The sequence below is a fragment of the Pseudomonas sp. SJZ103 genome (assembly GCF_007828335.1).
In the GTDB taxonomy this organism is placed as follows: Bacteria; Pseudomonadota; Gammaproteobacteria; order Pseudomonadales; family Pseudomonadaceae; genus Aquipseudomonas.
On the sequence record NZ_VIUN01000010.1, the window covers coordinates 87,419 to 101,152 of the forward strand.

The 13,734-nt window shown below is 60.2% G+C and carries 12 protein-coding genes; 10 read left to right on the forward strand and 2 right to left on the reverse strand.

From position 1 onward, the window contains the following. Positions 1-139: 139 nt before the first annotated feature. Complete coding sequence (locus FBY10_RS20865; RefSeq protein WP_145337661.1) at positions 140-2,365, forward strand: NADP-dependent isocitrate dehydrogenase; 2,226 nt, start codon at positions 140-142, stop codon at positions 2,363-2,365. A gap of 57 nt (positions 2,366-2,422) precedes the next feature. Here the strand turns inward: FBY10_RS20865 and FBY10_RS20870 are convergent, their stop codons facing one another. Then, on the reverse strand, positions 2,423-3,295 hold the full coding sequence (locus FBY10_RS20870) for a LysR family transcriptional regulator (protein ID WP_145337660.1): 873 nt from the start codon (positions 3,293-3,295) through the stop codon (positions 2,423-2,425). A gap of 72 nt (positions 3,296-3,367) precedes the next feature. After that, positions 3,368-4,264 (reverse strand): DMT family transporter, encoded by an 897-nt coding sequence (locus FBY10_RS20875; RefSeq protein ID WP_131698059.1) that lies wholly within the window; start codon positions 4,262-4,264, stop codon positions 3,368-3,370. 190 nt (positions 4,265-4,454) lie between these two features. Between FBY10_RS20875 and FBY10_RS20880 the strand changes: the two genes are divergently transcribed. The 9 genes from FBY10_RS20880 to FBY10_RS20920 all read left to right on the forward strand — a co-directional run bounded on the left by FBY10_RS20880 (position 4,455) and on the right by FBY10_RS20920 (position 13,732). Further along, positions 4,455-4,901 carry an NUDIX hydrolase gene (locus FBY10_RS20880; RefSeq protein ID WP_131698060.1) on the forward strand — a complete coding sequence of 149 codons (447 nt, stop codon included), beginning with the start codon at positions 4,455-4,457 and terminating at the stop codon, positions 4,899-4,901. A gap of 59 nt (positions 4,902-4,960) precedes the next feature. Then, positions 4,961-6,085, forward strand: a complete 1,125-nt coding sequence (gene mnmA / locus FBY10_RS20885) for a tRNA 2-thiouridine(34) synthase MnmA (protein ID WP_131698061.1) — start codon at positions 4,961-4,963, stop codon at positions 6,083-6,085. Continuing rightward, positions 6,082-6,705: a high frequency lysogenization protein HflD gene (gene hflD, locus FBY10_RS20890; RefSeq protein ID WP_027606331.1), complete on the forward strand. Its 624-nt coding sequence runs from the start codon at positions 6,082-6,084 to the stop codon at positions 6,703-6,705. Before mnmA ends, hflD begins: the two co-directional genes overlap by 4 nt. Before the next feature lie 125 nt (positions 6,706-6,830). Then, positions 6,831-8,201 carry an adenylosuccinate lyase gene (gene purB, locus FBY10_RS20895; RefSeq protein ID WP_032889684.1) on the forward strand — a complete coding sequence of 457 codons (1,371 nt, stop codon included), beginning with the start codon at positions 6,831-6,833 and terminating at the stop codon, positions 8,199-8,201. Positions 8,202-8,285: 84 nt separating this feature from the next. Next, entirely contained in the window at positions 8,286-9,452 is a 1,167-nt protein-coding gene (locus FBY10_RS20900) for a cupin domain-containing protein (protein WP_131698063.1), read from the forward strand. Continuing rightward, positions 9,445-9,867: a GNAT family N-acetyltransferase gene (locus tag FBY10_RS20905; protein WP_145337659.1), complete on the forward strand. Its 423-nt coding sequence runs from the start codon at positions 9,445-9,447 to the stop codon at positions 9,865-9,867. The genes FBY10_RS20900 and FBY10_RS20905 overlap by 8 nt, the downstream gene beginning before the upstream one ends. A gap of 231 nt (positions 9,868-10,098) precedes the next feature. Continuing rightward, entirely contained in the window at positions 10,099-10,836 is a 738-nt protein-coding gene (locus FBY10_RS20910) for a secretin N-terminal domain-containing protein (RefSeq protein WP_131698065.1), read from the forward strand. 497 nt (positions 10,837-11,333) lie between these two features. Then, positions 11,334-12,659, forward strand: coding sequence for an isocitrate lyase (aceA, locus tag FBY10_RS20915; protein ID WP_003219577.1), 1,326 nt, complete (start codon positions 11,334-11,336; stop codon positions 12,657-12,659). Positions 12,660-13,318: 659 nt separating this feature from the next. After that, complete coding sequence (locus FBY10_RS20920; RefSeq protein WP_003219575.1) at positions 13,319-13,732, forward strand: NADH-quinone oxidoreductase subunit A; 414 nt, start codon at positions 13,319-13,321, stop codon at positions 13,730-13,732. Positions 13,733-13,734 lie beyond the last annotated feature (2 nt).

A 13,734-nucleotide genomic window follows, 5' to 3' on the forward strand; every position in this document is an offset into this window, starting at 1 on the left:
CGCTCGACTGATGCAACCCAACATCACCGCGAAGAAACCTCGACCTTTCGCTCATGGATGACTTTGAACGAACGCGCTCCACCCGGCGCATCTCGAGTTTCTGCGCACGCTTTCAGCAAAGAAGAGAGTTAATCCGAATATGCCCACCCGCTCGAAGATCATCTACACCTTCACCGACGAAGCCCCAGCCCTCGCCACCTATTCACTGCTGCCTATCGTAGAGGCCTTCACCGCTTCCGCTGATATTGCCGTGGAAACCCGCGACATCTCCCTCGCAGGGCGCATCCTCGCAAGCTTCCCCGAGCAACTGGGCACCAAGGCCGTACCGGACCACCTCGCCGAACTGGGCGACCTGGCCGTTACCCCTGAAGCCAACATCATCAAGCTGCCTAACATCAGCGCCTCGACACCTCAGCTGCAAGCGGCGATCAAGGAACTGCAGGCCCAGGGCTATGCCCTGCCGGACTACCCGGAAACCGTAACCACCGACGCGGAAAAAGAAACCCGTGCACGTTACGACAAGGTCAAGGGCAGCGCCGTGAACCCGGTACTGCGCGAAGGCAACTCCGACCGCCGCGCGCCGCTGTCGGTCAAGAACTACGCTCGCAAGCACCCGCACAAGATGGGCGCCTGGGCTGCCGACTCCAAGTCCCACGTTGCCCACATGAGCAACGGCGACTTCTACGGCAGCGAAAAAGCCGTACAGATCGAAGCCGCTGACGCGGTCAAAATCGAGCTGGTCGCCCAAGACGGCACCACCACCGCCCTGAAAGAAAAGACCAACGTCAAGGCCGGCGAAATCATCGACAGCGCCGTACTGAGCAAGAACGCGCTGCGCAGCTTTATCGCCGCTGAAATCGAAGACGCCAAGAAACAAGGCGTGCTGCTGTCGGTCCACCTGAAAGCCACCATGATGAAGGTCTCCGACCCGATCATGTTCGGCCAGATCGTTGCCGAGTTCTATAAAGACGCCCTGGCCAAGCACGCAGACGTGCTGGCACAGATCGGCTTCAACCTGAACAACGGCATCGGCGACCTGTACGCCCGCATCAAGGCCCTGCCTGCCGAGCAACAAGCGCAGATCGAAGCTGACATCCAGGCGGTCTACGCCGCCCGCCCTTCCCTGGCGATGGTCAACTCCGACAAAGGCATCACCAACCTGCACGTGCCGAGCGACGTCATCGTCGACGCCTCGATGCCGGCCATGATCCGTGACTCCGGCAAAATGTGGGGCACCGACGGCCAGTTGCACGACACCAAGGCCGTGATCCCGGACCGCTGCTACGCCACCATCTACCAGGCGGTGATCGAAGAGTGCAAGGCCAACGGCGCCTTCGACCCTACCACCATGGGCAGCGTGCCAAACGTTGGCCTGATGGCGAAAAAAGCCGAAGAGTACGGTTCCCACGACAAGACTTTCCAGGTCAAGGCTGACGGCGTCGTCCGCGTGACCGACAGCAAGGGCAACCTGCTGATGGAACAGAAAGTCGAGGCGGGCGACATCTTCCGCATGTGCCAGACCCAAGACGCGCCGATCCAGGACTGGGTCAAACTGGCCGTCAACCGTGCCCGCGCCAGCAACACCCCGGCCATCTTCTGGCTGGACCCTAAGCGCGCACATGACGGCGTTGTTGTCGAGAAGGTTCAGGCTTACCTGAAAGACCACAACACCGAAGGCCTGGACATCCGCATCATGTCGCCGGTCGACGCGATGAAGTTCACCCTGGAGCGCACCCGCAAGGGCCTGGACACCATCTCGGTGACCGGCAACGTACTGCGCGACTACCTGACCGACCTGTTCCCGATCATGGAACTGGGCACCAGCGCCAAGATGCTGTCGATCGTGCCGCTGATGAATGGCGGTGGTCTGTTCGAAACCGGCGCCGGCGGTTCGGCTCCGAAGCACGTGCAACAGCTGTTGGAAGAGAACTTCCTGCGCTGGGACTCCCTGGGCGAGTTCCTGGCCCTGGCCGCTTCCCTCGAGCATTTGGGTGTGACGTACAACAACCCGAAAGCCCTGGTACTGTCCAAGACCCTGGACCAGGCCACCGGCCAGTTCCTCGACAACAACAAGTCGCCATCGCGCAAAGTCGGCAACATCGACAACCGCGGCAGCCACTTCTACCTGGCGCTTTACTGGGCCCAAGCCCTGGCCGCCCAGACCGAAGACACTGCACTGCAAGGTCAATTCAGCGAACTGGCCAAGACCCTGGCCGCGAACGAAGCAACCATCGTTGCCGAGCTCAATGCCGTACAGGGCAAGCCAGTGGACATCGGCGGCTACTACGCGCCGAACCCAGAGCTGACCAGCAAGGCCATGCGCCCAAGCAACACCCTCAACGCGGCGATTGCCAAGTTGAAGTAAGGTTGTAAGGATGCATCACAAACCCCGGCCAAGTGCCGGGGTTTGTGTTTTCAGGGCTTATGCAACGCCGTATTCCTCGCGCCACGCGGCCTCGATAATCGCCAGGAACTGCGGCTTATACCAAGGCTCCCAGCCCGCCCTCTGCTTGAGTTCGACCCCAAACCCCGGCAGCGCAGGCAAATGCGCGAGCGCTTCGACGTTTTTCAAGCCCGGCACCTGGGCAAACCAGGGTAAAAGCGTCACACCGACTCCCGCCTGGACCGCTGAACGCAGCGACATCAGGTCTTCAGACTCATACACGCAGCGCCACCTGATGCCACTCTCCTCCAAACGACGAATCGCCAGGCTCCTGAACACGCAGGGCGCCTTGAACAGGGCCAGCGAAACTTCCTGCCCGTCCATGGGGGCTGCCGCACACTCGCCACCCAGCCACATCAACGAAAGTGCATGCAAAGGCACGCCAGCGACTTTTGGCAACTCATCAATCATCAAGCCAATATCGATTCGTCCCTCACTGAACGCCTCCGCAAGCAACAGGGAACGCGCGACCTTGACCACAATTCGCACTGAAGGTAATTCAAGCGCCAGAGCAGGAATAACGCGCTGCAGGATTTCCTCGCTGAAATATTCGGGAATACCCAGCGTCACGAACTCTTGAGTGCGACTGGTATCAAACAGGCTCCCCACCTTGTCGTTGACGCTGACCATCTGCTGGGCATAGCCGGTCAAGCGCTCTCCTTCGAGAGTGAGCAATACATGCCGATTGTCGCGAGCAAAAAGCTCGACACCCAGCAAATCCTCAAGTCGTCGAATTTGCTGGCTGATTGCCGGCTGGGTCAGGCTCAACGCTTGCGCGGCCCGGGTGAAACTGCCCAGTTCTGCGACCTTGAGGAAACTGCGCAGCGACTGAATATCAAGATTGACTCTCATGCCATACCCATGCGAGTGAGTAAATATTCCCCGCTATTAGTGCAAGGCACCCGCTATACCTGTCAAGACTACCTACTTGGCGCGCACATGATTCATCCAATAAACCCCCGTCCCTGAAACAACAAACCCCACAAGCGCAACCCCACTCGGCACCTCACCCAACACCAATGACGCCATGATCTGCGTGACCGCCGGAATCACATGAAACAAGTTCGTCGCCTTACTCGCCTCCCCCCGTCGAATCATCAAATACAGCAGCGTCAGCGCACCCACGGAGTTCATCAGCGTGATCCAGGCCACCGACGCTGCGAATGGAACCCACTCGGTGACCTGCATGGTTTCGGTGGTGTATGCCAGCAACAACATGACCAGTGACGCGGTGACCATCTGAATGAAACAACCCACCCATAGATTCACCCCGCCAAGAAAGCGTTTTTGATAGAGGGTGCCAAGCGTGATACCCAATAGCGCCAAGCCCACCGCGCCGTAACCGACCACTGACGCCTCGGAGCCAAAAAAGCTGCCGGCCACGACGATGCCCACGCCGCCAACGCCCAGGATCGAACCCGGCAGGTCGCGCCAGCTCAATTGCTCACCCAGGCAGAAATAGGCACCGATCACGACGAACACCGGCATCAGCCCGACGATCAATGCCGCCTGCCCTGCGGGAACGCCTTGGCTGATGCCGGTGTAAAGGCCGCCGAACTGCAAGGCCTGCAACAGCAGCCCCACTGCCGCAGCATGGAGGTAGGGGGCGAGCCGTTTCGGCCATTGCGCCTTGATGGCGAGTGCAACTCCCAGGAACACCAGGGCAGCCAAGGCAAACCGATAGAACGTCATGGTGAAGGGCTCGCCATAACGCACACCGAACGCACCGCCGATGTAGCCGGAACTCCACAGCAGGATGAAGGCAATGGGCAGTGGCGATGTAAGGCGCACTTCGTAGCTTTTATCGGCAATCGGGTGCATGACACTCTCCAAGGCAAGGGTTCTGGAGAGATAAGCTGCACCGGGAGCTTAAATCGGTAAAATCATAAAATGTCAGGCGCATCATGCAGATTGCTTATGCATCATCCCTGTGTGAGGGGCAAGCCCCCCTCACACACTGACTGCAACCCAGCCCCAAGCCTGTGCGGCATCCTGAATCGAGAGGCATCCCATGACCTGGCAACCCCACATCACCGTCGCCACCATCGTCGAAGACAACGGCAAATTCCTGATGGTCGAAGAACTCAAGGGCGGCCGCGCCGTGCTCAATCAGCCCGCCGGCCACCTCGACCCGCATGAAACCCTGACCGAGGCCGCCGTGCGCGAAACCCTCGAAGAAACCGGCTGGGACGTGGAAGCCACGGGCATCGTCGGCATCTACCTGTACACCGCCCCCAGCAACGGCGTGACCTACCAGCGCGTGTGCTTCATCGCCAAGGCCTTGAAACACCACCCGGACTACCAACTCGACGAAGGCATCCTGCGCGCCCGCTGGCTGACCCGTGACGAGCTGATGGCCGTGCGCGACGACTGGCGCAGCGAGCTGATCATCCGCTGTATCGATGATTATCTGGCCGGCCAGCGTCACAGTCTGGAATTGATCCGCCCTTCTCTTTAGCCTTGCGGGCCCAGGCCTGCTAGAATCGCGTCCTTTTTCAAGACACCCGTTGAAACCCTATGCGTGATCCAGCCCCTTCTGACACACAAAAGAAGCGCGTCATCGTCGGCATGTCCGGCGGCGTGGACTCTTCCGTTTCCGCCGTTCTGCTCATGGAGCAGGGTTATGAGGTGGAAGGCCTGTTCATGAAGAACTGGGAAGAAGACGATGGAACGGAATATTGCACCGCCATGGACGACCTGGCGGACGCCCAGGCCGTGTGCGACAAGATCGGTATCAAGCTGCACACCGCCAACTTCGCCGCCGAGTACTGGGACAACGTGTTCGAGCACTTCCTGGCCGAATACAAGGCCGGTCGCACGCCGAACCCGGACATCCTGTGCAACCGCGAAATCAAGTTCAAGGCGTTCCTCGACTACGCCATGATCCTTGGCGCCGACTTAATTGCCACTGGCCACTACGTGCGCCGCCGTGACATCGACGGCCGCACCGAACTGCTCAAGGGCCTGGACCCGAACAAGGACCAGAGCTACTTCCTGCACGCCGTCGGCGGCGAGCAGATCGCCAAGACCCTGTTCCCGGTGGGCGAACTGGAAAAGCCCGAAGTCCGCAGGATCGCCGAGCAACACGGCCTGGCGACCGCCAAGAAGAAGGATTCCACCGGGATCTGCTTTATCGGCGAGCGCCGCTTCAGCGACTTCCTCAAGCAGTACCTGCCGGCGCAACCGGGTGAGATCAAGACCACCGAGGGTGAAGTGATCGGCCGTCACCACGGCCTGATGTACCACACCATCGGCCAGCGCCAGGGCCTGGGCATCGGCGGCTTGAAGGACGCCGGCGAAGAGCCGTGGTACGTGCTGGTCAAGGACCTGGAGCACAACGTGCTGATCGTCGGCCAGGGCAATGAACACCCGCTGCTGTTCTCGGGCGCGCTGCTGGCCTCGGAGATCTATTGGGTCAACCCGATCGACCTGAGCACCCCGCGCCGCCTGACCGCCAAGGTGCGCTATCGCCAGAGCGACCAGCCCTGCACCCTGGAAAAAACCGCCAGCGGCTACCGCGCCACTTTCGATGACCCGCAACGTGCGGTCACCCCTGGCCAGTCGGTGGTGTTCTATGACGGCGAAATCTGCCTGGGCGGCGGCGTGATTGAAGTCGCCGAAGCCTGGAGCAACCCGGCATGAGCCCGACCCAGGAGCAACTGACGGCACTCGGCGGGGTGTTTCTCTCCGCCGTGCTGGTGGACAAGATCGCCAAGACCGGCCAGGTTACCGAAGCCGGCCTGACCTGCATGCTCGGCAGCCTGCTGATCCGCGACCCCAAGGACACCCTGGAAGTCTACGGGGGCGACGACCTCGCACTGCGTGAAGGCTACCGCGCCCTGATCGGCGCCCTGGAGCGCGACCCCAGCACCCTGCAGCGCGAGCCGCTGCGTTATGCCCTGTCGATGCTCGGCCTCGAGCGCCAACTGGCCAAGCGCGAGGACATGCTGGAAACCATCGGCAAACGCCTGCCCCAGATCCAGTCCCAGGTAGAGCACTTCGGCCCGGCCCACGAAAACGTGATCGCCGCCTGCGGTGCGCTGTACCAGGACACCTTGAGCACCTTGCGCCAGCGAATCCAGGTGCACGGCGACATGCGCAACCTGCAGCAACCGAACAATGCCTCGAAAATCCGCGCCCTGCTGCTGGCCGGTATTCGTTCGGCGCGGTTGTGGCGGCAATTGGGCGGTCATCGTTGGCAACTGGTGATCAGCCGACGCAAATTGCTCAAAGAGCTTTACCCGTTGATGCGCAACGAATAAGTCGCACCAACAGGCTGTTTTCAAGCCGTTACGCGTAATACGCCGGTCAGTTGGCAACGGACCGGCGAATTTTTTCATGTATGATACGCGCCCCATTTCGTTGCCCGACTGTCCGAGAACACCCCATGCAGCTCTCTTCGCTCACTGCGGTTTCCCCTGTTGACGGCCGCTACGCCGGCAAAACCCAGGCCCTGCGCCCTATTTTCAGCGAATACGGCCTGATCCGTGCTCGTGTATTGGTTGAAGTGCGCTGGCTCCAGCGCCTGGCCGCTCACCCCGCCATCAGCGAAGTGCCGGCGTTCTCCGCCGAAGCCAACGCTGTGCTCAACACCCTGGCGGAAAACTTCTCCCTGGAGCACGCCGAGCGTGTGAAAGAGATCGAGCGCACCACCAACCACGACGTCAAAGCCATCGAATACCTGCTCAAGGAGCAGGCGGCCAAGCTGCCGGAACTGGCCCAGGTCAGCGAATTCATCCACTTTGCCTGCACCAGCGAGGACATCAACAACCTGTCCCACGCCCTGATGCTGCGCGAAGGCCGTGATGACGTGATGCTGCCGCTGATGCGCCAGACCGCCGAAGCCATCCGTGAGCTGGCCATCCGCTTCGCCGACGTGCCGATGCTGTCGCGTACCCACGGCCAGCCAGCGTCGCCGACCACCCTGGGCAAAGAACTCGCCAACGTGGTGTACCGCCTGGAGCGCCAGATCGCTCAAGTCGCCGCAGTCCCGCTGCTAGGCAAGATCAACGGCGCCGTCGGCAACTACAACGCCCACCTGTCGGCCTACCCTGAGATCGACTGGGAAGCCAACGCCCGCGCCTTTATCGAAGACGAGCTGGGCCTGGGCTTCAACCCGTACACCACGCAGATCGAACCGCACGACTACATCGCCGAGCTGTTTGACGCCATTGCGCGCTTCAACACCATCCTGATCGACTTCGATCGCGATATCTGGGGCTACATCTCCCTGGGTTACTTCAAGCAGCGCACCATTGCCGGTGAAATCGGTTCGTCGACCATGCCGCACAAGGTCAACCCGATCGACTTCGAAAACTCCGAAGGCAACCTCGGCATCGCCAACGCCCTGTTCCAGCACCTGGCCAGCAAGTTGCCGATCTCCCGCTGGCAGCGCGACCTGACCGACTCCACCGTACTGCGCAACCTCGGCGTGGGCTTTGCCCACAGCGTGATCGCGTACGAAGCCAGCCTCAAGGGCATAAGCAAACTGGAGCTCAACGCGCAGAAAATCGCCGCTGACCTGGACGCCTGCTGGGAAGTGCTGGCGGAGCCAATCCAGACCGTGATGCGCCGCTACAACATCGAAAACCCTTACGAGAAGCTGAAAGAGTTGACCCGTGGCAAGGGCATCAGCCCTGAAGCACTGCAAACTTTCATCGACGGCCTGGACATGCCAGCCGCGGCCAAGGCCGAGCTCAAGCTGCTCACCCCGGCCAACTACATCGGCAACGCTGTAGAGCAAGCCAAGCGCATCTGATTCGCGCTAGCCCCCTTGAGACGCCCGGCCGCGCCGGGCGTTTTTATTCCAGTCTGAAAAGTGCTTTTTTTCAATAGGTTACACATGAATCCTGACATCCCTCTTCAACTTCTGGGCGGCATCACGGCACGGGAATTCCTGCGCGACTACTGGCAGAAAAAACCGCTGCTGATTCGCCAGGCGATCCCTGACTTCGAAAGCCCGATCGACGCCGACGAACTCGCCGGCCTGGCCCTGGAAGAAGAAGTCGAATCGCGCCTGGTGATCGAACACGGCGAACGCCCGTGGGAACTGCGCCGCGGCCCGTTCGCCGAAGACGCCTTCAGCACCTTGCCTGAGCGCGAGTGGACCCTGCTGGTACAGGCGGTCGACCAGTTCGTCCCAGAAGTGGCCGAGCTGCTGGAGCAGTTCCGCTTCCTGCCAAGCTGGCGCATCGATGACGTGATGATCAGCTTTGCCGCACCCGGCGGCAGCGTAGGCCCGCACTTCGACAACTACGACGTATTCCTGCTGCAAGCCCAGGGCAAGCGCAACTGGAAGATCGGCCAGATGTGCAGCTCCGAAAGCCCGCTGCTGCCACACGCCGACCTGCGCATCCTCGCCGAATTCGAGGAAAGCGCCGAATGGGTGCTGGAACCGGGCGACATGCTCTACCTGCCGCCGCGCCTGGCGCATTTCGGCATCGCCGAAGATGACTGCATGACGTACTCGGTGGGCTTTCGCGCACCAAGCGCCGCTGAAGTACTGACTCACTTCACCGACTTCCTCGCCCAGTACCTGACCGACGAAGAGCGCTACACCGACGCCGACGCGCAGCCGGTCAGCGACCCGCACCAGATCCAAAGCGACGCCCTCGACCGCCTCAAGAGCCTGCTGGCCGAGCACATGAGCGACGAGCGCATGCTACTGACCTGGTTCGGCCAATTCATGACCGAGCCGCGCTACCCGGAACTGGTGGCGGGCGAAGAACTGGGCGAAGACGACTTCATCAGCAGCCTGCAAGACGGCGCGATCCTGGTGCGCAATCCAAGCGCGCGCATGGCCTGGTCGGAAGTCGACGATGACGTATTGCTGTTTGCCAGCGGCCAGAGCCGCTACCTGCCGGGCAAACTGCGCGAGCTGCTGAAACTGGTCTGCGCCGCCGATGCACTGCACGCCGAAAACCTCGGCGAATGGCTGTTGGACGAAGACGCCCGCGACCTGCTGTGCGAGCTGGTCAAGCAAGGAAGCCTGGGGTTTGCTGATGAATAAGATTCACGTAAGTGTCGCGGACTGGCATAAGGATATCGCCGAGATTCGGCGCATTCGTGAAGCGGTATTTATCGCTGAACAATCGGTCCCACCTGAACTGGAGTGGGACGCGGACGACGCAGACGCGGTGCATTTCCTTGCATTCGAAGGCGACTTTCCGATTGGCACCGCGCGCCTGCTACCCAGCGGCGAGATCGGCCGTGTGTCGGTGCTCAAGGACTGGCGCGGGCTGAAGGTCGGCGACAAGCTGATGGAAGCGGTGATTGGCGCCGCCGAGCAACGCGGCCAGACCAAGCAGTTCCTGAGTGCGCAGGTGTATGCGGCGCCGTTCTATGAGCGACTGGGCTTCAAGATCGTCAGCGAGGAATTCCTGGAAGTCGGGATTCCCCATGTCGATATGGTGCGCGGGGGCTGATTCGAGACCGCGTCGCTGCCATCGAGGGCAAGCCCCCTCCCACACTTGACCGCATCCCCAAGGATGTACTCGGTCAAAATGTGGGAGGGGGCTTGCCCCCGATGGCTATTTCAGCAACACCAACAATGCCCTGCCATGCCAGGGCATTTTGCCGTCTACGATTCAAATTGCGACCTCCCAGGCCGACAAACTGGCACTATCAAGCCTAAATGACTCGCAGAGATAACGGACATGTCCCTACGCACCCTGCTCACCGCCCTCCTCCTGACTGCCAGTTGCTCGGCCATGGCCGACACCGAAGTCGTCAACCTGAGCAACCGCACCAGCACCGACCTGCTCCCCGTGGCGCAGAATTTCATCGGCAAGGACGGCACCGTCAGCGCCTACGGCAACCAGCTAATTGTCAACGCCGCCCCCGGCAAGATCCAGGATCTGCGTGCACTGCTCGCCCAACTGGACACACCGGCCAAGCGCCTGCTGATCACCGTCGACACCAACGAAAACAACCAGCAGAACAGCGGCGACAGCCAGACCCGCATCATCAGCTACGGCACCGCCAGCCGCGACGGCGGCATCCAGCAGATCCAGGCCAGCGAAGGCGTGCCTGCGCTGATCCAGGTCGGCCAGAGCGTGCCACTGACCACGACCCAGCCCGACGCCTACGGTCGCCCGCAGAACCAGACCCAGTACCGCAACGTCACCCAGGGCTTCTACGTCACCGCCAGCGTCACCGGCGAGACCGTGCATTTGGCGATCAGTACCAACCGTGACCGCATGAGCCAGGAACGTCCCGATGTAGTGAATGTGCAAAGTACCGACACAAGCGTCAGCGGGCGCCTTGGCGAATGGATCCCCCTGGCCGGCATCAACCGTGAGACCCAGGCCGATAAATCCTCTACAACCCGCAGCTACTCTACCCAGGGCCGTGATGACCTGACGTTGCGGGTTAAGGTCGACACCCTGAACTGAAGCACCAAAAACTGACTGATGAGTCGTATTAGACTAAAGATGTAGTGCCACAAAAAAAGCACTACAAAACATTTGACGATCCAAAAAAGCATGGGCATGATGGCCTCGCTCCCGCTAATCAGGGGCCCTGGCAAGGGCCTTCGGATCGACGCTCCAAGCTACCCACCCGAGCCGATTCGTGTCTGTACCGCCCACAAGGCGTGTTTGACGAGGTTGCGACTGGAACGAAGTTGTCCCGAGGGACGGAAGCTAACCAGGTAACCCGGCTACACACTGATGGATCGTACAAAGGCCCACGCCGCCCGAAGACCGTTCGCAGTTCGCCCTTACCTGCTCAACTCCCCCCCCCTTGAGCCGTCGTTCATCCCGTCGCCTACCCCGTCGAACTCAACTTGAACACCTGAGCTTCTGGTCAGCGAGCAGCCATAACCACGCATTCACTACGTGGCTGGCAAATGGAATTTTCCACCTAGACCTATGCGACGAGGTTTTCCCCCATGGCACTGACACGCGAACAGCAAATTGCAGCCCTCGAGAAAGACTGGGCTGAAAACCCACGCTGGAAAGGCGTAACCCGCGCTTATTCCGCTGCTGACGTCGTCCGCCTGCGTGGCTCGGTTCAACCTGAGCACACCTTTGCAAAACTCGGCGCCGAGAAGCTGTGGAAGCTGGTCACCCAAGGTGCCAAGCCGTCCTTCCGCCCCGAGAAAGATTTCGTCAACTGCATGGGCGCCCTCACTGGCGGCCAGGCAGTCCAACAGGTGAAAGCCGGTATCCAGGCGATCTACCTGTCCGGCTGGCAAGTGGCAGCGGACAACAACTCCGCTGAATCCATGTACCCCGACCAATCGCTGTACCCGGTGGACTCCGTGCCGACCGTGGTCAAGCGCATCAACAACTCGTTCCGTCGTGCCGACCAGATCCAGTGGAAAGCCGGTAAAGGCCCGGGCGACGAAGGCTACATCGACTACTTCGCGCCAATCGTGGCCGACGCCGAAGCCGGTTTCGGTGGCGTACTGAACGCCTACGAGCTGATGAAAAGCATGATTGAAGCTGGCGCTGCCGGCGTGCACTTCGAAGACCAACTGGCTTCGGTGAAGAAATGCGGCCACATGGGCGGCAAGGTACTGGTACCGACCCAGGAAGCCGTGCAGAAACTGACCGCTGCCCGCCTGGCGGCTGACGTTGCCGGCACGCCGACCATCATCCTGGCCCGTACCGACGCCAACGCTGCGGACCTGCTGACTTCGGACTGCGACCCGTACGACCAACCGTTCGTGACGGGCGAACGCACCCAGGAAGGTTTCTACAAAGTGCGCGCCGGTCTCGACCAGGCCATCGCCCGCGGCCTGGCCTACGCGCCGTACGCCGACCTGATCTGGTGCGAAACCGCCAAGCCGGACCTGGACGAAGCGCGTCGCTTTGCTGAAGCGATCAAGAAGGAATACCCGGACCAACTGCTGTCCTACAACTGCTCGCCTTCCTTCAACTGGAAGAAGAACCTGGACGACGCAACCATCGCCAAGTTCCAGCGCGAACTGTCCGCCATGGGCTACAAGCACCAGTTCATCACCCTGGCCGGCATTCACAACATGTGGCACAGCATGTTCAACCTGGCGCACGACTACGCCCGCAACGACATGACCGCCTACGTGAAGCTGCAGGAGCAGGAATTCGCTGACGCCGCCAAGGGCTACACCTTCGTGGCCCACCAGCAGGAAGTGGGCACCGGCTACTTCGACGACATGACCACCGTGATCCAGGGCGGCACCTCGTCCGTGACCGCGCTGACCGGCTCGACCGAAGAAGAGCAGTTCCACTGATCGATGTGAGTACACGGCCACTGCGGACCCGTTAAAGAGCTAACCGCAGTGCCGCACGACAATCACGCCCCGACTGGTTCGGGGCGTTTTTTTGCCGGTACGCATCTCACTGATTCAATAAGGGCAAAAGGGCAAAATGTGGGAACGGTCTTGCCCCGGTACAGACCGGAGACATCCTTTACGTTTGAAACCGGAGACATCCTTTACAAGCCTCCTCCCACAAGGGAACGCATGCAACCTGAAGATTTTGTCCAAAACCTTGATCCAGAGCGCTATTCGTTGCAGATAAATCGGTTAAAAGATCCGCTCCAACAACTAGCGCTAATCAGGCAAGTAACGGCAACTTACTCCGCTGCATGAGAAACAATCGCTTAAACCCCACGCAAACAATATTCATTATCATTTGGCACATAAAAACTTCGTTACAGGTTAAACAAAACACATTTGATAAAATGCCCGCTAATGCCCGCCCCGCAAGGGCTACAGCCCCAAGAAGGTGCACTATGTGCTTATTCCATCGAATAATTTCGCCCTAGGAATTTTACTTGCCCGGTGTTTAGCCATAAAATCACCGCGATTGATTGCAGTGCGACATATCGTCACTGCATCGTTACTTTTTCGAGCTCAGAGACCTTTGCTCTCTGTTAAGGATTTCCAGCATGACCGAAGCGACAGGACTCATGGCCCACAACTGGGGCTTTGCCATTTTCCTCCTCGGTGTTGTCGGCCTTTGCGCCTTCATGCTCGGTGTTTCCAGCCTCCTCGGGTCAAAAGCCTGGGGCCGCAGCAAGAATGAACCGTTTGAATCCGGCATGCTGCCTACAGGTGGCGCCCGCTTGCGGCTCTCAGCCAAATTCTATCTGGTCGCGATGCTCTTCGTGATCTTCGATATCGAAGCCCTCTTTCTCTTTGCCTGGTCTGTGTCCGTCCGCGAAAGCGGCTGGACCGGATTCGTCGAAGCTCTCGTTTTCATAGCAATTCTGTTGGCAGGCCTTGTCTACCTATTTCGAGTGGGCGCCCTTGATTGGGCTCCGGAAGCTCGTCGTAAGCGGCAAGCGAAGCTGAAACAATGAGG

What these genes read in the sequence shown, in the direction of transcription:
- FBY10_RS20905 (WP_145337659.1), top strand. Translation starts at nt 9,445, where the DNA reads ATGAATAAGATTCACGTAAGTGTCGCGGACTGGCATAAGGATATCGCC.
- FBY10_RS20900 (WP_131698063.1), top strand. Translation starts at nt 8,286, where the DNA reads ATGAATCCTGACATCCCTCTTCAACTTCTGGGCGGCATCACGGCACGG.
- FBY10_RS20910 (WP_131698065.1), top strand. Translation starts at nt 10,099, where the DNA reads ATGTCCCTACGCACCCTGCTCACCGCCCTCCTCCTGACTGCCAGTTGC.
- purB (WP_032889684.1), top strand. Translation starts at nt 6,831, where the DNA reads ATGCAGCTCTCTTCGCTCACTGCGGTTTCCCCTGTTGACGGCCGCTAC.
- FBY10_RS20875 (WP_131698059.1), bottom strand. Translation starts at nt 4,264, where the DNA reads ATGCACCCGATTGCCGATAAAAGCTACGAAGTGCGCCTTACATCGCCA.
- FBY10_RS20920 (WP_003219575.1), top strand. Translation starts at nt 13,319, where the DNA reads ATGACCGAAGCGACAGGACTCATGGCCCACAACTGGGGCTTTGCCATT.
- hflD (WP_027606331.1), top strand. Translation starts at nt 6,082, where the DNA reads ATGAGCCCGACCCAGGAGCAACTGACGGCACTCGGCGGGGTGTTTCTC.
- FBY10_RS20865 (WP_145337661.1), top strand. Translation starts at nt 140, where the DNA reads ATGCCCACCCGCTCGAAGATCATCTACACCTTCACCGACGAAGCCCCA.
- aceA (WP_003219577.1), top strand. Translation starts at nt 11,334, where the DNA reads ATGGCACTGACACGCGAACAGCAAATTGCAGCCCTCGAGAAAGACTGG.
- mnmA (WP_131698061.1), top strand. Translation starts at nt 4,961, where the DNA reads ATGCGTGATCCAGCCCCTTCTGACACACAAAAGAAGCGCGTCATCGTC.
- FBY10_RS20870 (WP_145337660.1), bottom strand. Translation starts at nt 3,295, where the DNA reads ATGAGAGTCAATCTTGATATTCAGTCGCTGCGCAGTTTCCTCAAGGTC.
- FBY10_RS20880 (WP_131698060.1), top strand. Translation starts at nt 4,455, where the DNA reads ATGACCTGGCAACCCCACATCACCGTCGCCACCATCGTCGAAGACAAC.